We start from the raw sequence: 20,745 nt of genomic DNA, 5'->3' as shown, positions 1-20,745 counted from the left end.
CCAATTTATTCCTTTCGAAACGCCAGCATATTGCTGGCGTTTTTTATTCAAAATCCGTTACTTTTAGATGACTCTGAGTATGCTTTCGCGAAAGCGTAGCCTTTATCAATTTCTTTTTTAACAAGCTGTTATTATACTATATCATCGATTTTAATTATCTTAATGGAAACCAAAAAAATATTATGAAAACAAAACTTACCCTATCTATACGATATGCAATTGCCATAAGTGGATTGCTGATCAGTTACTTTTTACTCATTTCTTTATTTGGATGGCACACCAATCCGTTATTTAGTTTGTTTAATGGTGTGATTACCGGCTTTGGGATTTATGAGGTCATTAAAGGATTCAAATTAAGAGAAAAAGACGCTTTTACATACGCTAAAGGGTTCACCACAGGAATTGTTACTGGATTTGTTGCCACCCTTCTATTTACACTATTCTTTGGAATTTACGCAGGAAATATTAACCCCACGTTTACAGACAGTTTTATGGGACCTTGGGGAAGTTCTACAAGTCTAGCTATTATTCTGTTTACCGTAGCTATCTGCGGATTTGCTACGACAGCAGTATTTACATTATCCTTTATGCAACTGTTCAAAAAAAGTTGGAATCCTACCAAGTCAGAAACAACTACAGCGTTTACTGGTGACGAAGTAGAAGTCTCAAAATAATCTTAGGCATATTTATCAGGTACAATATTAACGTACTTGAATATGAATATGATCATCGTGACGCACAGCACGACATCCATGATATCGTATCTTGGGATGACGTATTTGCATCCTATCCCGTATGTGAGGCTCGATGAAAATTTTAGCGATAGATGCTTCTTGAGTAAAAAATTGCATTAGTTTTTTTGTTCCCTTTTCAGAGAAATTCAAATCTGGATTTACAGTGCCTAGTGTGAGGTACTTTGGAAAGTCATATTGCCAATACCCTTTTTCTTTGCATACTGATATTTGATCATATTCACGTTTCAACGGAGATTCAAAAACTCCATAACCGCTTACAGAGGGCTTATCATTTATGATGAGTCCTTTTTTATTTTCATAGATTAAAGAAATATCCAATTTTTTACCGTCATTATGACTTATATGTGGTAATAATGGGAAGCCGTCAAAAAAAGGAAAATTAGCATCTAGACAATGTACCTCTACATCTGGATACAGCTTTAACAATTTCGTTGATACATTGGTGAGTACCGTATTCACCTCAGGAACAACATAATTTCTGTTAGCTAATGACGTAAAAAGCATATGTATCTTGACAGTGTCTGTCATTTGAATTTTTTCTCTCCCAAAAAAAGGAGCTACAAAGGGAACAATGAAAAAAGTGCTGAAAAGGTATAGCACTATAAAAACTGTCCATCGCTTTAGTACACTTCTTCTATACATAAAGGCAGAAAATAGGTATATAACACCTCCTATTTGTGTAATGATGGTTAGTATTACAACCCAAAATACATTCAGAAAAAGTTTACCCATGAAGTTTTGATATATACTCCATAACGGTTCTTGTAGCACCTGTATTGCTATTGATAAAATGACCTGCAATCATGCCTGTTTGGGATCTGAATTTTTGATCGACAAGTAATTTATTTAATATTTCGTTGAGCTCCTTTTGGTTCGAAATCGCATAAAGGCCTGCTAATTGTTGTAATTTTTTGGCTTCAGGGAATTTTTCAAAGTGATTTCCAATGATAATAGGAATTCCAAAAGTAGCAGGCTCCAAGATATTGTGCAGCCCCGTTGCTCCTAGTGCTCCGCCTACATAAGCAATATCTGCGTAATTATATATTTTAGTTAGCAATCCGATGGTATCAATAATAAAAACGTCATATTCAGAAAGTGTTTTTCCATCCTTTTCAGAAAACAAAACAGATTTTACGCGTAGTCTTTTTTGGAGGGCTTTTATTTTTTCTTGATGAATTTGATGCGGTGCTATAATCATTTTTGCAATCCCTTGATGGGTATTGATAAAGGAAGCTAACACAGTGTCGTCTTCTGGCCATGTACTCCCACAAACCACACACAGACTATTTGCTTTAAAATCTTCGATAAAATCTAAGGTATTATCCATCTCAATTTGACGAGAGACCCGATCAAAACGGGTATCTCCGCTCAAGGTGACGGGATGCAAGTGCAATGCTTCGGCAGCTTTTACAGAGGAGCTATCTTGTACAAAAAAATGATCAAAAGCATCAAGACTTTTACGCATCCACGCTCCATACCATTTGAAAAAAGGTTGATTTTCTCTGAAAACCCCCGATAAGAGAACGGTTCGAATGTTTCGTTTTTTAAGTTCGGTGAGGTAATTCGGCCAAAACTCATATTTAATAAAAAACACCAATTCTGGATGGATAAGATCTATAAAAGTACGTGCATTAGATGGGGTATCAAGGGGTAAATAGGTGGTCGCTTTCGCGAAAGCGTTATTTTTCTTGATCTCATAGCCAGAGGGAGAAAAAAAGGTAATGACCAGCGAATATTCTGGATAGTTTTTTAACAAGGCCTCCATCACAGGAACGCCCTGTTCATATTCTCCCAAAGAAGCCGCATGAAACCAAACGACACGATCTTGATCTGCAATTTGGGATTTTAGCGTAGGAAAGACGTCTTTTCTCCCTTTTACAAATAGCTTCATCTTTGGACTAAAAAGTCCTGAAATAGGCAAAACTGCTTGTACTATAAAGATAAAAATAGAATAGAGATGACGCATACACTGCTAAAATAGTGCTTTGTCCTAAAATAGATTGTTGAAAGGAACGAGTTTTTGTATTTTCGTTACAACTTTCTTAACTGAAAACGCAATCAATCTTATCTCAAAAAAGAGTAAAAACTCTTGTATATCTATGAAAAAGATCCAAATGGTTGACCTTAAAGGTCAGTACGAAAAAATAAAAGAACGTGTAGATGCTTCTGTTCTAGAAGTGATTGAATCTACTGCCTTTATAAATGGTCCTGAAGTACACGCATTTCAAAAAGAACTTGAAGACTATCTGGGTGTAAAACACGTAATCCCATGTGCAAATGGAACTGATGCCTTACAAATTGCCATGATGGGATTAGGGCTAGAGCCTGGTGATGAGGTCATCACCGCAGATTTTACATTTGCAGCCACTGTAGAGGTGATTGCTTTATTGCATCTTACTCCAGTGCTTGTAGACGTAGATCCTATCAATTTTAATATTGATATTGAGGCTGTAAAAAAAGCCATTACACCAAAAACAAAAGCGATTGTTCCTGTGCATCTTTTTGGGATGGCAGCCAATATGGATGCTATCATGGATCTTGCTAAAGAGCATCATCTATATGTCATAGAAGACAACGCACAAGGCATCGGGTCTACTTACACGGGACGCGATGGCAAAAAAGTAAAAACAGGAGGGATTGGTCATGTGGGAACTACATCATTTTTTCCTTCTAAGAATTTAGGATGCTATGGTGACGGAGGTGCTATTTTTACCAATGATGATGATCTTGCTCACACGATACGAGGGATTGTAAATCACGGGATGTATGTGAGATACCATCACGATGTGGTAGGTGTGAATAGTAGATTAGATTCTTTACAGGCAACCATATTACGCGCAAAATTGCCACACTTAGATGCATATAATACAGCGCGTAGAGAAGCAGCGCGCAAGTACACTGCTGCTTTTATGAATCAAGAAAAAATTATCACGCCTATGATATGTGATAGCTGTGATTGTCATGTATTTCATCAATATACATTACGATTAAAAGATACAGATCGTGATGCACTTGTCGCACATTTACAAGAGAAACAAATTCCGTGTGGTGTGTATTATCCTATCCCACTGCATAAGCAAAAAGCCTATCAAGATGAACGTTACCAAGAAGCTGACTTTACGGTAACCAATCAGCTTGTACAGGATGTGATCTCGCTACCTATGCATACAGAACTTGATGACGAGCAAATCGAGTTTATTACAACAACCATCATTGATTTTGTAACTAAATAATCACCACTAAAAACCAATCCATGAAAAAAATCATTTTACTACTGTGTATCCTTTTTATAGGGATCACCTCTTTTGCACAAGAAACGACCCTTTTACATTGCGGTAAACTGATAGATACAGAAAAGGGTACCGTTCTGACAGAACGTACTATTGTTGTACAAGGAACTAAGATTGTATCCATCAACAATGGGTACACACAACCTAAAAAAAACGAGACGGTTATTGATCTTAAGTCAAAAACAGTGATGCCAGGTCTCATCGACATGCACGTTCACATAGAAGGAGAGACGAGTCCGACGCGTTATATCGAACCTTTTACAAAAAATGAAGCAGATGTGGCTTACACTGCTGCAGAGATCGCAGAACGCACCTTAATGGCTGGTTTTACGACCGTACGTGATTTGGGAGGAAGCGGTGTAAACGTATCCTTACGAAATGCTATTAATAAAGGGACCATAGATGGTCCTCGTATTTTCACAGCAGAGAAGGCGATTGGAACCACTGGTGGTCATGCAGACCCTACCAATGGATATAAAAAAGACTTAATGGGAGATCCAGGGCCTGCAGAGGGCGTCATAAACAGCCCTGAAGATGCTCGTAAAGCAGTACGACAGCGGTATAAAAATGGAGCTGATTTGATTAAAATCACAGCTACTGGAGGTGTTTTAAGTGTCAGTAAAAATGGGGTAAATCCTCAGTTTACTCAAGAAGAGATTAATGAAATTGTAAAAACAGCTAAAGAATATGGGATGAGCGTTGCAGCGCATGCCCATGGAGTAGAAGGTATGAAACGCGCTATAAAAGGAGGCGTTACAACCATAGAGCATGGATCTTTAATGGATAAAGAAACTGCTACTTTGATGAAACAATACAATACGTATCTCGTGCCCACCCTATCTGCAGGTCGTTATGTACGTCAACAAGCGGATATAGCTGGATATTACCCTGCTATTATTATTCCTAAAATAATGAAGGTAGATGCTGGCATACGCGAAACTATGAAAATGGTCGCTGAAGAGGGTGTTAATATTGCTTTTGGAACCGATGCAGGTGTATTTCCTCACGGAGAAAATGCCAAAGAATTTATCTACATGGTAGAAACTGGATGGTCAGAAATATTCTCTATTCAATCTGCTACAATCACCAATGCAAAGGTGCTGGATATGCAAGGACAGTTAGGAGAATTAAAAGAAGGATATCTAGCCGATATCATTGCTGTAGATGGAGATCCTATCAAGGATATTTCTGTAATGACACGTGTTTCTTTTGTTATGAAAAATGGTGTGGTTTATAAAAAGTAAATGATACATTTTTCAAAAAACACTACATAAAAAATTCATTGTCTAGATTTTTTTTATAGAGGATTTCTATTAATATAGGATTCCTATAATCAAATATAAAATCACTTTTCTTGTAAAATTTTTGGGTTTATTACAAACTATAAAAGCTTTAAATAGCCCTCAAGTCGAGGGCTATTTTAAAGCTGGGGGAAGATTGGTTTTTTTTTAATAATTGAATAGACGACAAGCCCCTAAACTCTCTTAATCTATTTCAATATATTAAATAAGCTACTTGAACACTCAAAACCAACAATTGTAACATTCAATACGAACAAGTAAACAAATTACTAGTAGATTGAAAATGTATATTTTATGTACTTAGCAAAGTATTAAATACTTCTCCTTATCTGTTATCTAATGTAAGAAGCAGTTCTGAATATTTGTTCGGGTATGCTGTCAAAAATTTTACGGTTTTACCGTAATTTTGGCTGTTTATAGCCATTTTGGATAATTACGTCTTCTAGTTTAGACATTTAGCCCTGTTTTTTTACTCAGTTGTAAGAATTATATTTCAGTTGTTTTTGCTTTCGCGAAAGCGGATATTTAACAAAAAAACTAGACAACGCAGATATCCTAAAGAGTAAGAATAAAAAAACATCTAGGCATTATCACAAAGAATAATTTCTAGATGTTGTTGCTGTAGTATTTAAGAATCTCAAAAAATATTCTTGAGAAGATAAAATACTTATGAAGGATATATCTATATAAGACCTCTTAACCGCGCTTCTTCAATTAATCGTTCATCACTTTCTGATTTAACGTGTAATTTTTCTTTTAATTGATTTTTACGCTTTTCGATGGCGCTTAAGGAAAGATTAATATGATTCGTAAGGTTTTTTGTGCGGACACCTCTTGAAAGATGGTATAGTATCTGAAGGTTAATTTGATCTACAGATACATCATTTGTTACCATTTTGCGTAGGTGATCATTTACGGTACTACTATAATATATTTTCTGACTCAAAACTTGCTCAAAGGCATGATTAAGTTCTGAGAAGGAAATATCTGTTTTTATGAGTAATCCCTGAGGATTTACCTTTTCCAATATATTATGAATTCTGGTACTCTCATTGTGCATGGTAAGAATAATTACTTTTACTCTCGAAAACTTTTTCTTGAGATATTGGGCAATTCCTTCACCAGAAGTAATACCTACATCATTAGTTGCAATGGGCAACTGTACATCGATCATAGCGAGATCGTAAGATTTTGATTTGGGGGTTCTATCAATCAGCGAAATAGCCTCATCACAGTCACATGCAGTGTCTATTTCTAGCTTATAATGCTCTTCGCAAAAATCTGATAGCGTGTTTTTATACCCTTCTAAGATCATCGGGTGATCATCAACCATTAAGACTTTAAGTTTTTTTTTCATAGTTTACGATTATTTTATAAATTACTAAATATCGTAAGTTGCTAATCTTAAACTTTATAGGGAAAGTATTCTACTAACATTTATTTAGTGACAACAAGATACTAAATTTTTTAATTAAATAGAATCTGGATTTGGGTTCCTAAGTTAATTTTACTAATTATTTTATAAGATCCTGCTATTTGTGATACTCTAGATTTAATATTCTTCATTCCAATACCTGATTTTGCTTTGGTAGCATCCATTCCTACTCCATCATCCTCAATGGTAAGTTCTACGTTTGCGTCTTTACTTTTAAAAGTAACCGTAATATGTTTTGCATTGGCATGCTTGTTAATATTCATGAGACATTCTTGAATAATACGATATACATGAACTTTTTTAGGGTTTGAGATTAAATCCCAATTAATCTCTTTGTCATATAAAAATTCATACGTAACCTGTTGTGGGTCTAATTGATCTTTTAATAGTTTTCTAAGTACATCTGGGTATAAATTGTCTTTAGTAAATCCTTCACTATTTAGATCGTGAGAAATCTTTCTGATTTCCTTCCCTAAGTCTTTTAATTGATCTATATAGCTAGATCGGAGTTTTTCTACATCTTTACCGTGTTTGTTATTCAAGCTATCTAAACTCAATCTCAAACCAAAAAGTCTACTTAAAATCCCATCATGAAGCTCCTCTGAGATACGTTGTTTTGCAAGGTGTTTTCCTTCTTCTAGTTTTCCTTGTTGTGCGAGCATGAGGTTAAAAATCTCTTCATTAGATTTTTGTTGCCCCTCTTGATACTCTAATTCTTTTCTACTATTTCTTTGTTGTAAAACAATATACCCTATCAGGAATAAAATCACGCAAATTGAAAATATAATAAGTAAAAACTGAGATTTTTTTGTTGCTTTGTTTTTTGCTACCTCTAGCTTATCTGTTTCAAAACGGATACGAGCAAACTTATTTTGATAAGCTCTTTCTTCACGCTGAAGACTATCACTGATACGTATATACTCCTGTCCGTATGCAATGCCTTCACTAGGAGCTGACACTTTCATTAAAAGCTCTAGGGATCCTAAGATACCTTCATTATACGTGATTTCTTTGGCAGTAGCATAGGCATTTTCTGCATAATATGTGGCTAGCTCTTTATTTTTATTAGTTAAGTATGTTTCTGTTTTATTTTCCTTAGTTAAGTATGTTTCTGATTTATTTGCCTTGGCTAAGTAAATTTCTGATAGATGCATCCCGCTGGAGACCATCACGATTCTATCATTTACCTCCCTACTCATGTCTAGAGCCTTAAGCAATAAATCAGGAAAAGAATCCATGTTCCCATTTTTATACTCGGCATAGGCTAGATTATCTATCAAGCGGATATATGATTTGGGCTTTTTATACTCAAGGCTATCATAGGCTAGCCCTTTTTTGAAATTGTATATCGCCTCAGGATAATTACCCATATCCATGTAAACCATCCCTAAATTATTCAGTGTACTTATATTGAGCGAATTTCCATTTTCAAGGCTAGCCCTATAGTCATACACTTTTTTATAGTATTCTATAGAACTTTCATATTCACCTAAGAATTTTGAAACGATAGCTAAGTTGTTATATGAGGAAGCTAAATACCTAATTTCTTCAATTTGCTCAAAAAGTCTAATTGCTTTGATAGAACTTTCTTCAGCGCCAACATAATCTCTAACATTTTTTTGAGTAATTGCCATAGCTAAAGCCGAATTAGCTTTTGACTTAATATCTTTTATTTGATCATATAATTTTTCAGAAGTATAAAAATAAGCATAAGCGCTATCTAGGGCATCTTTTCTTAAATGGTATGATCCTAGACTATAGTTTGATTTTGCCAACCCTATTGAATCATGAATCAAAGAACTTAATTTCAATGCTTTATGCTTAAATCTATAATTAGAGTCTTGTACCTCTAATAATTCATAGGAAGAAGCTATATCTAATAAATAACTCCTTAATAGAGTATCTCTCGGTAAATCTTTAATATAATCAACCATACTGTCAATATATTTAAGACGCCCAGATTTTTCTATGGAGGTGTTCTCAACAAGACTTTGATACTTCTCAAATGGATTTATTTCTTTTTTACCTAAGCTTGACTCAAAAGATTGATCATCACAAGACAAAAATAAAATAAAGGATATTAAAAGTAATAGAGAAATATTATTCTTCATCATGCTAAATATCAGAAATATAAACTTTTTCAACTAACAAAACTAAAAAATTATGTATAATATAAACTAAAATGTAAAAATAAATAATGCCCTATTCCTTAAATTGAGAATAGGGCATAAACTAAATTAGTTCTTACAATTCTTTGATAACTAAACTTAGTTTTAATTACCACTGGGGGGAAGATCATCCTCTTCAACCTTTTTCTTGTCTTTTTTTTCTGCTGGAGGAAGATCGTCCTCTTCTACATTATCATTATTAGTTTTAACAGGCGGAGGTAGATCATCTTCTTCTACATTGTCTGCCTTCCCTGAAGGAGGAAGATCATCTTCCTCTACTACATCAGCAGGAGGAAGATCGTCCTCCTCTACATCAGCGTTAGTTTCTTCTGTTCTATTGTTAGGAGTCGCTTCAGCGTCTTCGATGCTTTCTATATTTAGAATGGTGTTAGTTGTCTCAAAATCTTCTAATAAAGGATCAGATTCACAAGAAAAGAATAAAGTAACAACTAGTAATATAACAATGGTTTGTATGTATTTTTTCATTTTTGGGTGTTTTAGTAATTTAATTTCAAGCATATGCTATAGCATATCTGTTTGATTGGGTTAAGATTTATCTAATGGTTAATTTGGCATTAGGGTTTTAGGGGTATTCGGTTTTATCATCATATCATTACATAACACACCCCTAATTACTGTGTGTTTTTAATGATATTTTGAAAAGCTTCACAACACTAATTGCTTTGTTATAACGGTGTAAAAATAGAAAGAAGTCGTATGTTAAAATCGCAATTTACTTTCTATATAGTAGTTATACGACACATAGATGTAGATGGATGTCATACACGTGTGTATAGCCAATTTAAAAAATGGTAATTTTTACCAAACTATAGTGTTTTTAAGATTTCAAAAAACATAACCTATTGAATATCAATTAAATTAACTAAATAAATTTTTGTTATTTATCGATATATGCACATATAATAGAATGTATTTCATCGTTAATAACTTAAAGAACCCTAGGCAATGACTAGACTTCGCTTATAAAAATTATCGCGTATCATCTCTACATTATCTCGATATGATTTTGAAAAAGGAACTGCTATATCACTATGCTCCATCGTGCATTGTGATTTTCCAAAATGAATTCTTGATATGTAATGACTATTAACTATGTAACTATTGTGAATTCTTATAAAATGCTCAGGTAGAGAGTCCTGAAAGAATTTTAGTGTTTTAAAGGCGCTTACAGTGGTCCCATTAACTCTTACAAAATCTGTGGTATTATTATCTGCTTTTAAAAAAAGCACTTCGTTAGTATTTACAAACTTATAATCCCCGTATGATTTTAAACAAAGTGTATCATTAATATCTGCGGGTTTGTTAAATGGTAATTTTCTAAAACGAAATAACGTACGTCGTAACACGTTTTTATCGACAGGAGTCATAATGTAATCTAATATACTATGCCGAATTCCTTCTATTGCGTATTGAGCTGTCGTAGCCAATGCTATAAATTGTGGTAAGACATCTAAGTATTTTTGGAGTGCATCCAACAGATAATATCCTGTCATACCCGAGCGATTATGCTCTAATTCTATATTAAGAAATACTAAAGAAGGATTTCTTTCTAAAATAATATCTAGACCTTCTTGCTCACTGGGAGAAATCCCAATACAGATAAAATTATTAAAATTTTCCATAGCAAGTTGTATGGCATATACGGTGTCTGGATTGCTGTCTATAATAACGTAAGAGTGTTCCATATCGATTTAATTTTAGTGAGAAAATATACGATGGACTTAAGGGGGTTTTGTAAAGGGGCTTAAGACATAGGAAAGCTACTTATTATATCCGTAATTTTGTTACGGTATAACCGTAATCATGATACGGCATTCATACAAAAATCCCTTGTTTTTCTACAATAGGCCATTTTTGATATTCTAGTTTTACGTTCTAAGCTCTAAAAAAGTTATTTAAAAAAAAGATCAAAACCTACAAGTTGAAGAGAGTATTTAAGCTTTTTTAGGGTCTAAATGCTCAAAAAATATTTAGCACAATCTTGAGTAAAGATGACCAATACCCATTTGATAAAACTATTTTTTACGCTTTCGCGAAAGCAGAATGAAAGAGAAAGAAGAGGGGGCTAAAAACTAAAAAATTATATATCAAAAACAAAAAAGGCTCCTCATAATGAGAAGCCTTTTGTACCCCAAAAGGGTCAATTATCGAACTTTTTGATGGAAGATATACACTTGATTATAGCCAATTATGAAAACCTCACTTCTATTATTTAATGTTAATACTATCCCCAAAAATATATCCGTAAGTGAGCTTCTAAATATTCTTGCTTCTACCTGAGGTAGACAGGTTCGCGAAAAGCAAATTGTCTTTCTTGAAAGTCGTTTGATATGTGTTCGTAATGTCAAATTCATTCGTTCTATTTTGTTGGTACAATATTGAAATCGTTTATGAATTTCTTTTGGAATCAAACTAGGATAGATATTTAATCTATCGGTATAAATCCTTTTGGGATTGAGTAATAATATCTTATTGATTAATTAACTAATATTCTCTTTTGTTCTTCCACCAATAACAAAATCAATTAAAGATTTTGTTACTCTTTCAATACCATAGATTAACCAGTTTTGATGTTCACCATTCGCAATCTTTATAAACATTTCATCTACTTCAAATGTACAGCCTTGTTTATCAAAGTAAGGAACTTTAATTGCCTTACTAATCCTAAGCATTCTTGAAAGAACTGCCTTAGTTGAGATATTTATAATTCTTAAAATACTTTTAACTCCACAGCCTTCTTTCAATAAACATTTTATAAATTCATTTACGTTTGATTGATAGGCTTTATAAGTATATCCTAATTGAAAATTAGATTACAGCTTTTACAATGATAACGTTGTTTACCACTTCGTTTTCCTTTTTTAATACAATTTGATGCATTACAATTTTTACATTTCATATCTGTAAAAATAACCAAGCACCAATTTACTACACGTAAGTATAAAGAATCCTTATTTAATAGCCTCTAACAAATTTTCATTACTTGAAAGAACAAGAATGAGTCTCAAATTCGAGACCCATTCTTTATGTATATTACTGATAATCAATTATCAAAATATTCAATTTCTCAAAAGCATCAGTTTACTACACCACCATTATGATTTTCTAGTCATAAAAAGTACTACTTTGTAAAAGTATCTTAACATTTTCATCTTCTACCTTAAAAAGGTACTCATACATTTGATTTATATCTAGCTTCTCCTCATTTTTAATTTTATCCTCATCTACTTCTCCATAATAACTTGTTAATTTAATTTGAATTAAATCACCATATAATCTTGTAGTGCTAAAAACTACAGCATCACTATTAGTGCTAGATAAAGATGACAAGTCTTTATAATATCGTTCTTTACAGTTAGCAGATTCTTCATTCATTGAAACAACTTCGTCAAAGCTCATTTCAAGCCTTTTAAAAGTTTTTTCAATCTCCTCTTTTGAATAAGGTTTGAATGATACTTGATCTAAATAAGGCTTTACTAAATAAGAATCTATAGATATTCCTTCTTTAGTTTCTAAAACCTTATTTATACATTTTTGAATTATCAAATAATCATTCTTCTCTAATTCTTTTACACAAGTTTCATTAGATTTACAACTCATTATTAGAAGAGTTATCATTAAAAACAAACTTATTCTCATAGTTTAATTATTATCGTTTACTAATTTCGTTTTACTATAATCAGCTTCAGATACATTAGGGACTGTAATGTATTCATATTGAATCTGTCTTCGGGTTCCATCAACTTCAAAGTATAGAGTTCCTTGTACATTTCCATAAATATATCTTTGTGGTAACCCTAGACTTTCTCTAAATTGATTAACGCGATCAACTGTTGGACCAGTCTGTGTTTCTCTATCTCGACCTATAGGATCTGGGAAAAATCCAGGATTTATTTTTTCTGATTCATCGAATGGACTATTAAAATAACTAGCTCCTAGTTTCGTATGTAAGGTTTCATGGAGAAATACCATTCCTGTACCGAAAGTTTTTGAATCAACACCATTTTCTTCTAATGCTTGTTGAGCTCCATAAATTTGTTTTCCATTTATACCTATATATCTAACTCCATCCTGTGAAAAAGTAGTAGTAGAGTTATTTGACCTAAAAACTTTTACGGACTCTTCACTAGTTAAAAGATGATCAACATAAGAGCTTATTTCATCACTACAATTACCTCCTTCTGAACAACCTGTACCTACTAATGTAGACTTACCATTATTATCAGTATCTATTTTTATCGTTTGACCCGAAATATCTGCTAAATCAATTAATAAATTTAATAATATCCACTTATCTTCATTTTTATTACTTTGAACTAAAGTACTTACATCAACCTCTTTTCCATCAGGATCAATAAAGAACATAGGGTTATTCATAGCAAAGTTATAAGAAGAAAGGTTCATATATTTCTCTGCAAGTGGGTCAATAATCATCCATCTTCCTAAAGAAGCTTGATAATTTCTTGCTCCAAAATCATACCATCCTAATCCAAGCTCAGGATTATTTTCTTTTCCGTTGTACTTAACACGTTCTGCTACATCATTTTTATTGGAAGTAATTACATCGTTATATCCTTTTTGTTGCAATCCGAAGGGATAGTAACTAAGGCTAATTTTTAAGGGCTTTTAAACCTTTTTTTAATCAATCCCTCAAACTAATAGAGGTTATTTCAATGAGCGAATATTAAAATTCAAATTTAAGCATCATTCGAAATATTCAAAAGCTTTTCAATAATATCATTTTTAAATTTGCTCATAATACGTTTATGGTAATCTTTCGGATCAAGTTCAATACCAAAAATTAACCGATACTTTTCGTTATCACTTATTGGTAAATGGCTATTGAATGTATTTTTAATTAGACTCTCTAAATAATTTTCGGAATACTTGAATCGCAAATCATATAAATCCTTTAATTCCTTATCGGAATGTCCTTTGTAAATAAAAGGAAGATTTAAAGCATCAAAAGTATTTTTCCCTTTATTACCTATCAATGTATTTTCTTTTAAAAATATTTCAGGTACATGAGCTGTTTTGAAGATATAATCGAATTTATAAGCGTTTGAAATATCTTTATTTACATAAGGATGCAAATGTTTTTCCAAGTTAAATTCTGCATCAGATTTTATAGTATTACAGGTTCCACAAGAGGGAATTAAATTATAAAAAGATAATGCTAATAACGAAAAAAAAGTTTTAGGAAACCAATGATCCATCTGCGGAACTAGTCCTTTTCCTTTTTCTTTCTTGAAAACAAAGATATATTCTCTATTACAATAAGTACAAGTATGTTTATTAATTAGTTTAGCGAATTTATAGTTCCACTTATTCGACAAGAACCAATCTGTATAACCAGAATCAACAAATATTTTATCGCTCTCAGTTTTGAATTGTTCCTGTGTATACCCCAAATAAAGATACTGACTTTTAATTCGATTGTAAATCTCGTAAAGCTTTTCTGGCTTGGATACTATAATTTTAATGATTAAATCTTCTGCAAATAAATCTCTAAAATCTTGATTAACATTAGCCCTTATATTCATCCTACTTCTACATAAGGAGCAGTTCGAGTCTTCACACCTATATCCTAAAGTTTTAGATTTAGTCTTACGCCCTTTTATTTTTATTCCCAACCAACAAATTGCTACTTTGCTGTAAATTTTTAGAGCATGATTTTGTTCTCCTAAGTATATCATAGCTCTAGTCCAAATTATCTAATTTATTCGCTATATCATCTCTACCTAGTTTTTTAGCATAAGCTCTGATTTCTTCTAATTTTTCATCTTCAGTTTTTGGGTAAATAGTATTATACATTTCATCTAAAGTATTTTTAAGTAATGGCTCATCAATAATTTTAATAAGTGATTCGCAATATTGCATAGATAAATCAGGCGCTCTATCTTTTAATTCTTTTAGCTCTTCTATTTTAGTGTTTAATATTTTATTTTTAATTCCATTAGTTATTTTCTCTTCTCTTTTTAAGGACTTTATTTCTTTTTTTAAAGACGTTACCTCCTTTTGGAGTCTCTCAGAATTTAACCAAATAATCACTTCATCAATCTTTTCTTTTGCAAAATCTCCCATAAAACCATTACTAAGAAAAAAGTCATCTGCAAGAATATCATGAATATTTGCTCCAAAAGATTTAATATTACCTTCTTTATAAACTTCTCCTTCTTTGAGTCTTAAAATATTATTTGCAGGAATATCAGAAAGAATAAATGGAGAATGTGTACTAAAAATAATATTAATCCCTTTAATATTATTGAGTTTTAAATTTTTAATGCCATTCAATAATTCTTTTATATATGCTTTCTGAAAGTCTGGATGATAATATAATTCTATTTCATCAAGAATAATGTTTACATAATTATATTTTATCTTTTCTGTTTTACTTTTAAAAACAGAGTTTACATTTAAAAGATGATAATAAATAGAATGTAGCGAATGAGCAAATTGTTGTTCTCCTGAACTTAGAGATTCAAAAATATGCCCCTCTCCAGTTTTTGTTATTTTTTCTATAATTAAGTATGGTCTATAAGCAGCAACAGGTATGAGTTCGATTAAATCTATTGAAGGGAAATTATCTTTTATTGATTTAATTCTCGATACAAACTCTTTAGTTTTTAACTTATAATAATACTTTGTAGTTTTTTCCTTATCAACTAAGTTATTAGGTTCCCAGTGTATTTCATCAGAGTTTTTAAATATATTGAATCTAATAGCATTTAAAATCTGTCGTAACTTTAATACGATGTGGCTATTGTCATTTTGTAGTTTTAGTAAAAATTCTCTGAATTTTCTTAAACTTGGTATAGGTTTTTCATCTTTTGGGAGAAAAGAAAATTCAAAATATTCTTTATAGTTAGATGAAATACGGATAAGCTTTCTTAAAATATATTTTATAAGAGATTCAAAATGGGGAATCACTTTTACATCAATCTCTTTAATTCTTAATTTTCTCTCTCTATATAAAGCATTATAAATATCAATAAAGAATTCTTTATCTGTGTATTGATTTCCGTTTGAAAGCTTATATTCTTTAATATATCTTTGATATACTAAATCAATACTTACATTATTGATACTAATAAATCTTTCCGTATCTAATTCAAAATTGATAGATTCTACATCTTTATTATTGACTATATTTTTTATAATAAAATTTTCATCTACAAGATTAGAAAGTACACGTGTTTGAGCAAAATGAAATTCATTATTAATATTTATAACCCCTTCTGTTCGCATTGGAGTAATAACTAAAGGTGTTTGATAACCATCATTTTTATGAAAGAGACTTTTAAGCCAGTGCCCTTGATTTATGGTATTAAGTCCGTAAAGTGAATAATTTGTTACTATACTATAAAAAAATAACTCATTACTAATCCCTTCATATATTGAAATCGAATCGTTCTTATATGTTTTGTTTTTAAAATTCAAGAATTTACCTGGTCCTTGTATATGACGATGAGATAATCTTCCATCTACATAATTAATTGAGAAAAAGTCTAAATCAATAGCATATATCAAATCGACCCTCAAATATGTCTGCACTCTATTTATATTGCTAATAATTTTATAAAGATATAATTCTTCAGTCTTTATATATTTTTCGCTAAAATATTTGCTGCCAGGAACTATTCCTTTCTCAAGGGCTATCGCGTAACAAGTCACATAAAATAATTCTAATAGTGTGCTTTTTCCAGAGCCATTTTCACCAACTAAAGCGGAAATATTAATTGATGTGCCATTAATTTCTTCATTATATATGTTAAATGAATCGTCTTTTTCTATAATTATTTCCTCAACAGGTTCAATGTTAGAAACAGTCTCTCCTTTTTTACCTAAATACTGATAATTAGAATAAAAAGAGAATACACCATTAGGATCAAGACCTTTTAAAAAAGTTTCATCACAATCTAATAAAGGTCTTATTGCTAAAAGTCTAAATCCACTCATACATGTTTTATTTATTATCTATTTGATTTAATATTAATTCAATCGGTTTAATTGTTTGCTCCTCTACCCATTTGTTTTTTATTACCAATTGTTCTATTAAACTTTGTGCTTCTCTAGTAAAAGCACTTCGCTTTAAACTTGAAAAATCTTCTTTTTTCCACTCGCTATGATGCTTACCAGACTTCATAGGTTTTAGCATTGGGTTTTTAGGGGTTAGCAGTATGATATTTTTATCTTTTTGAGTTAGTATTTTTTTTATACGAACATAAATATCTAATCCGTGATAGTCCCAATCGCAAACATAAAATACTGGATAGATTATTTTTTTTGATGGAACTTCTTCTAGCTTTTTAGTGTTATTACCTCCTAAATGCCATAGCTCTATATTATTTTCTCTAAAGAGCCAAGGGTCTTTTAAAAAATCGATGTTTTCACAGATTAATATGTACTTTGGGTTTTTACAATCCACAACTAACATCCATTGTTGAGATTTTGGCGATTGCATAGGAAATTCTTTAACACCTAGGATTTTTAAAATATCATCCCGTAATCTTTTATTATCATCTAGAAATTTAGAATCTTTTTCTTCAAAAAAGTTACTGGAAAACATATGAGGTGTTGACAAAGTATCTTTTAGATTTTCCTTATTCTTATGGATTAACATTAAGGTTTTTAATACATATTCTGAATAGGTGCGTTGTGCAGATATTTCAATATTTACTTCTTCAAAAAAGTTTGCATAATATAAATATTGATCGAGCAATTTTTTTTCAAAAAACTCATCGAAACCTTCTTGTTTTTCTATAACTTTAATGTTCCCATTTTTATAATCGATGATTCTTTCTATATCATATAAAACTCTTTTTACATATATATTATTCATCAATCTTAAGCGTGTACTTTTTCCTTTATAGAGTCGATAGAGTCCTTCTAGTTCTCGCCAAGTTAGTTCTTCTCTCATAGTTTAACTGAATATTACAGATGGATGATGATTGGCTCTTTCTTCATTAGCTATTTTAGTAAGCCTATAGATATATTGATTTTCCCTTTTAAGCTTATTAGGACTTATGGATAATGAAATAATTTGATAGTCAAATAGTTTGGCAATTTTACTTAGCATATCAAAATTAGAGCCTATCCCTTCTGCTTCGTCTATACTCATAAAACGCAACCCGAGAATAGGCTCTTTGTTAGTAGAACTTCCATTTTTTAAGGATAGTTTAGCAATACATAATAGGGCTATTGAGGTGTAGGTTTGTCCTGTACTACCAGAGTTACGTTTTCCACTTTTGGTTACAATACTGTAATCTAAATTATAATAGGAAAAAGGGTTTAGTAATTTCCTAGCCGACATATTTGGTTCGGGTATTTTACTAAATTCTTGGTAAGCATATAATAGTTTGTCTTCTAGCGAGGGTAATTTTTCATTTTTAGCGTTTAAACTTTCTTGATAATCAAATAAACCAATATCTACTGTAGCTAGTTTTTTTAAATAGCTCGCTACCCAGTTTAAGGAAACTGTAGAGCTTTGCTGTATTTTTAATGATGCATTATTGTCTCCTGTTATTTTTGTGTAGTCTTCTTTGAAAAATTTCTTAATTTCTTTATTAATTTCTATTTGATTGCCTACTTCTGTTTTTAAATCGTCTAGTATATCTTTTATAGCCAGAAGTTTATTTTGATTTATTCTGGCATTAACATCTATGATTTTCTCCAGATATTTTTCAATTTCATCTAGTATGCTAGTTTCATCAAACGAAACATTTTTAAAAATCTCTGATGGAAACAACATTTTTGCTAATTGTATAAAAGATTGTTCTCCTTTTAATTGTTCTTCTTTATCATTTAATCCATAAGAAATCAATATACCTTTAAGTTCTACCCAATAATTAGTATTTGCAATTTCATAAGCACCATAAACTTCTTTGTAATCTTCCTCCTTGTTTAATGTTTTTTCTAAATTAACATTGACTACATAAGGATATTTTAGTTTATGGGTATCTAGCTCTGTTTCTACTGTGTTTTTACTTTCTATAGATTCTTCTAGGCCTTCTTTAATATCTAAGTTGTCAACTACTGTCTTATGCTGTGTTGTAAAGTCTATTATAAATTTATCTTTATCGATTATAATATCTAAAGTTGGTTCAGTTACTATTTTTTGCTCTTTAGCAATTGCTTTTAAATTAAGGATTTTCTCTTGTATTTTATGAATTTTAAACGTACTTAATTGTTCTTTTATACTTCCATAATTTATTACTTCTTTACCTACATGTTTTAACTCTTTTTTTACTTTTTCAAATACAGCGATTATTTCTTCTTTTTTAGGATATTTAGTTATTTCATTATCAAAATCAAATTCTTCAAAACGAATAAAAACTTCTTTTTGATGTTCTGTTTGTTGTTGCAAGTTATTTCGATTTTGCCATACTTTTAAGTCACTTTCTGGTTCAGTTAAATATTCTAAAACAAATTCATGTAATTTTTTATTTGTTTGTAATATCTTTTCTTTTTCTTCTAGTTTTATTTTTAAATCTTGATTATTAGATTGAAACACTTTTTTAAGCTCATCTATGTTAGCTGTATTAAAAATAGGTTCTTCAACTTCTTCTATAAATACATAAAGCCCAGAAAGTGTTATCCAGAACCCTCTTTTTTCAGGTTCTTCAATAACGTTTTTTAAGGTTTCTAAAATCTTATTGGGCTTAGGCAAGTATGTGCTATTTGCATCAATTTTTTCTGGTTTAATAGTATCAATACTAAAGAAATGCCTTATAATACTTTCTTCTTTTAAGTTTAAATTTTCGCCTTTATTGATTACCCAATATGCCATTGATTTTGGGTTTTCAAAATCGTTAAACTTTATAAGATCCTTATATTGTTTTACTTGTACTTCGTTTTTTATAATTTCTTCTTGTAATTGGTCTACAACACCTTTAAATGTTTTATTGTGATCAAGAGTATTAAAGTCATTTTCTAAACTCTGTAATTGAAGTTGCTTTTGTAATTGTATATACCTGTTTATTTGTACTTCGTTCTTTTTATATAAAGTATAGGATTCTTTTACTTCTTTTTCCGTTTTTAAGGATAGCTTTTTTAAGGCTTCATCTACGATGCTAAAAAAGCTTACTGTGACTTGTAACTTATCTTTTTCTTTTTTTAATTTATCTTCTTCCGAAATAAGTTTGGCGAGTTTTGTGTCACACTCTTGTAATGTCTTTATTTTTAAATATTTTAATTCTTTTATGGACGCTTTAGCTATAAAGTAATTCTGTACAGTCTGTTTAATCTCCTCATTTATTTGGGCTAATCGATGATTGTTAAAATAGAATTTTGCGTTGTTGTATTTTACAAATGCATTATCTTTAATTACTTTGAGATCACGTAACTTTTTTAATAGGGTGTTTTTTTCTTTTATATCTTGAACTTCTTGGTGGTTTTTTCGATGTCCTGTAATGCAATCTTCCATTTGTTTTACAGCATCTTGAAATTGATTATAATACCTAGAACCTGTAGCTTTTCCGTGTAAAAATTCTTGTAAGTTAACATCGTTCTTTACATCTATTCCTCTTCGGGCAAAGGCTTGTAAAATTTTAGCGTAATCTTCTAGGTCACTTTTATTAGTAAAAACATCTATGGGCAATATGTTGTTTAAATATAATGCTTCATGATAGTCTTTAAATAGATGGTATATTTTACAGCCTAAATGGTTGCCCGTATTAATATATTTATCAAATTCTTGTAGTGTCATCCATTTATCATTTCTTTCAAAATTTTCTACTGTAAATGGCGTGTCAAAAGGTGTGAGTATATTTTGTT

The 20,745-nt window shown here is 31.1% G+C and carries 15 protein-coding genes and 1 pseudogene; 3 read left to right on the top strand and 13 right to left on the bottom strand.

Annotation, left to right across the window (positions count from 1 at the left end; genetic code table 11):
• Positions 1–182: 182 nt before the first annotated feature.
• Positions 183–674, top strand: a complete 492-nt coding sequence (locus tag ACFO3O_RS12140; RefSeq protein ID WP_379979143.1) for a DUF4199 domain-containing protein — start codon at positions 183–185, stop codon at positions 672–674.
• Positions 675–701: 27 nt separating this feature from the next.
• Here the strand turns inward: ACFO3O_RS12140 and ACFO3O_RS12135 are convergent, their stop codons facing one another.
• The gene (locus tag ACFO3O_RS12135) at positions 702–1,487 is read right to left on the bottom strand and encodes a hypothetical protein (protein WP_379979141.1); all 786 of its coding nucleotides are present in this window, start codon (positions 1,485–1,487) and stop codon (positions 702–704) included.
• Positions 1,480–2,721, bottom strand: a complete 1,242-nt coding sequence (locus ACFO3O_RS12130; protein WP_379979139.1) for a 3-deoxy-D-manno-octulosonic acid transferase — start codon at positions 2,719–2,721, stop codon at positions 1,480–1,482. The genes ACFO3O_RS12135 and ACFO3O_RS12130 overlap by 8 nt, the downstream gene beginning before the upstream one ends.
• 133 nt (positions 2,722–2,854) lie before the next feature.
• Between ACFO3O_RS12130 and ACFO3O_RS12125 the strand changes: the two genes are divergently transcribed.
• Both ACFO3O_RS12125 and ACFO3O_RS12120 read left to right on the top strand, forming a co-directional pair.
• Positions 2,855–3,988, top strand: coding sequence for a DegT/DnrJ/EryC1/StrS family aminotransferase (locus ACFO3O_RS12125; protein WP_379979137.1), 1,134 nt, complete (start codon positions 2,855–2,857; stop codon positions 3,986–3,988).
• Positions 3,989–4,008: 20 nt separating this feature from the next.
• Positions 4,009–5,289 (top strand): metal-dependent hydrolase family protein, encoded by a 1,281-nt coding sequence (locus tag ACFO3O_RS12120; protein ID WP_379979135.1) that lies wholly within the window; start codon positions 4,009–4,011, stop codon positions 5,287–5,289.
• A 739-nt stretch (positions 5,290–6,028) separates the two neighbouring features.
• Here ACFO3O_RS12120 and ACFO3O_RS12115 read toward each other — a convergent pair.
• From ACFO3O_RS12115 to ACFO3O_RS12060, 11 genes and pseudogenes are all read right to left on the bottom strand, one after another.
• The gene (locus ACFO3O_RS12115; protein ID WP_379979133.1) at positions 6,029–6,703 is read right to left on the bottom strand and encodes a response regulator; all 675 of its coding nucleotides are present in this window, start codon (positions 6,701–6,703) and stop codon (positions 6,029–6,031) included.
• Between the two features lie 110 nt (positions 6,704–6,813).
• Complete coding sequence (locus ACFO3O_RS12110; RefSeq protein ID WP_379979131.1) at positions 6,814–8,895, bottom strand: tetratricopeptide repeat-containing sensor histidine kinase; 2,082 nt, start codon at positions 8,893–8,895, stop codon at positions 6,814–6,816.
• A 159-nt stretch (positions 8,896–9,054) separates the two neighbouring features.
• Positions 9,055–9,435: a hypothetical protein gene (locus ACFO3O_RS12105; RefSeq protein WP_379979129.1), complete on the bottom strand. Its 381-nt coding sequence runs from the start codon at positions 9,433–9,435 to the stop codon at positions 9,055–9,057.
• Between the two features lie 473 nt (positions 9,436–9,908).
• Positions 9,909–10,655: a LytR/AlgR family response regulator transcription factor gene (locus ACFO3O_RS12100; protein ID WP_379979127.1), complete on the bottom strand. Its 747-nt coding sequence runs from the start codon at positions 10,653–10,655 to the stop codon at positions 9,909–9,911.
• 539 nt (positions 10,656–11,194) lie between these two features.
• Positions 11,195–11,869 (bottom strand): annotated as a pseudogene (locus tag ACFO3O_RS22650) (IS1 family transposase).
• A gap of 206 nt (positions 11,870–12,075) precedes the next feature.
• The gene (locus ACFO3O_RS12085) at positions 12,076–12,570 is read right to left on the bottom strand and encodes a hypothetical protein (protein ID WP_379979123.1); all 495 of its coding nucleotides are present in this window, start codon (positions 12,568–12,570) and stop codon (positions 12,076–12,078) included.
• A gap of 42 nt (positions 12,571–12,612) precedes the next feature.
• On the bottom strand, positions 12,613–13,584 hold the full coding sequence (locus ACFO3O_RS12080) for an RHS repeat-associated core domain-containing protein (RefSeq protein WP_379979522.1): 972 nt from the start codon (positions 13,582–13,584) through the stop codon (positions 12,613–12,615).
• Positions 13,585–13,667: 83 nt separating this feature from the next.
• A complete protein-coding gene (locus tag ACFO3O_RS12075) occupies positions 13,668–14,666 on the bottom strand; it encodes a hypothetical protein (protein ID WP_379979121.1) in 999 nt (332 codons plus the stop codon).
• Between the two features lie 4 nt (positions 14,667–14,670).
• Positions 14,671–16,929, bottom strand: a complete 2,259-nt coding sequence (locus tag ACFO3O_RS12070; RefSeq protein ID WP_379979119.1) for an AAA family ATPase — start codon at positions 16,927–16,929, stop codon at positions 14,671–14,673.
• Between the two features lie 7 nt (positions 16,930–16,936).
• Entirely contained in the window at positions 16,937–17,890 is a 954-nt protein-coding gene (locus tag ACFO3O_RS12065) for a hypothetical protein (protein WP_379979117.1), read from the bottom strand.
• 3 nt (positions 17,891–17,893) lie between these two features.
• Positions 17,894–20,677, bottom strand: coding sequence for a hypothetical protein (locus ACFO3O_RS12060; protein WP_379979115.1), 2,784 nt, complete (start codon positions 20,675–20,677; stop codon positions 17,894–17,896).
• Between the last annotated feature and the right edge of the window lie 68 nt (positions 20,678–20,745).

The sequence above is a fragment of the Dokdonia ponticola genome (genome assembly GCF_042653865.1).
In the GTDB taxonomy this organism is placed as follows: Bacteria; Bacteroidota; Bacteroidia; order Flavobacteriales; family Flavobacteriaceae; genus Dokdonia; species Dokdonia ponticola.
Note: the sequence above shows the minus strand (reverse complement) of the source record. Positions and strands in the feature narration are given on the sequence as shown.

Excerpts from the sequence above, each read along its gene's own strand:
- ACFO3O_RS12140 (WP_379979143.1), top strand. The coding sequence starts at position 183 with ATGAAAACAAAACTTACCCTATCTATACGATATGCAATTGCCATAAGT.
- ACFO3O_RS12135 (WP_379979141.1), bottom strand. The coding sequence starts at position 1,487 with ATGGGTAAACTTTTTCTGAATGTATTTTGGGTTGTAATACTAACCATC.
- ACFO3O_RS12130 (WP_379979139.1), bottom strand. The coding sequence starts at position 2,721 with ATGCGTCATCTCTATTCTATTTTTATCTTTATAGTACAAGCAGTTTTG.
- ACFO3O_RS12125 (WP_379979137.1), top strand. The coding sequence starts at position 2,855 with ATGAAAAAGATCCAAATGGTTGACCTTAAAGGTCAGTACGAAAAAATA.
- ACFO3O_RS12120 (WP_379979135.1), top strand. The coding sequence starts at position 4,009 with ATGAAAAAAATCATTTTACTACTGTGTATCCTTTTTATAGGGATCACC.
- ACFO3O_RS12115 (WP_379979133.1), bottom strand. The coding sequence starts at position 6,703 with ATGAAAAAAAAACTTAAAGTCTTAATGGTTGATGATCACCCGATGATC.
- ACFO3O_RS12110 (WP_379979131.1), bottom strand. The coding sequence starts at position 8,895 with ATGATGAAGAATAATATTTCTCTATTACTTTTAATATCCTTTATTTTA.
- ACFO3O_RS12105 (WP_379979129.1), bottom strand. The coding sequence starts at position 9,435 with ATGAAAAAATACATACAAACCATTGTTATATTACTAGTTGTTACTTTA.
- ACFO3O_RS12100 (WP_379979127.1), bottom strand. The coding sequence starts at position 10,655 with ATGGAACACTCTTACGTTATTATAGACAGCAATCCAGACACCGTATAT.
- ACFO3O_RS12085 (WP_379979123.1), bottom strand. The coding sequence starts at position 12,570 with ATGAGTTGTAAATCTAATGAAACTTGTGTAAAAGAATTAGAGAAGAAT.
- ACFO3O_RS12075 (WP_379979121.1), bottom strand. The coding sequence starts at position 14,666 with ATGATATACTTAGGAGAACAAAATCATGCTCTAAAAATTTACAGCAAA.
- ACFO3O_RS12070 (WP_379979119.1), bottom strand. The coding sequence starts at position 16,929 with ATGAGTGGATTTAGACTTTTAGCAATAAGACCTTTATTAGATTGTGAT.
- ACFO3O_RS12065 (WP_379979117.1), bottom strand. The coding sequence starts at position 17,890 with ATGAGAGAAGAACTAACTTGGCGAGAACTAGAAGGACTCTATCGACTC.
- ACFO3O_RS12060 (WP_379979115.1), bottom strand. The coding sequence starts at position 20,677 with ATGACACTACAAGAATTTGATAAATATATTAATACGGGCAACCATTTA.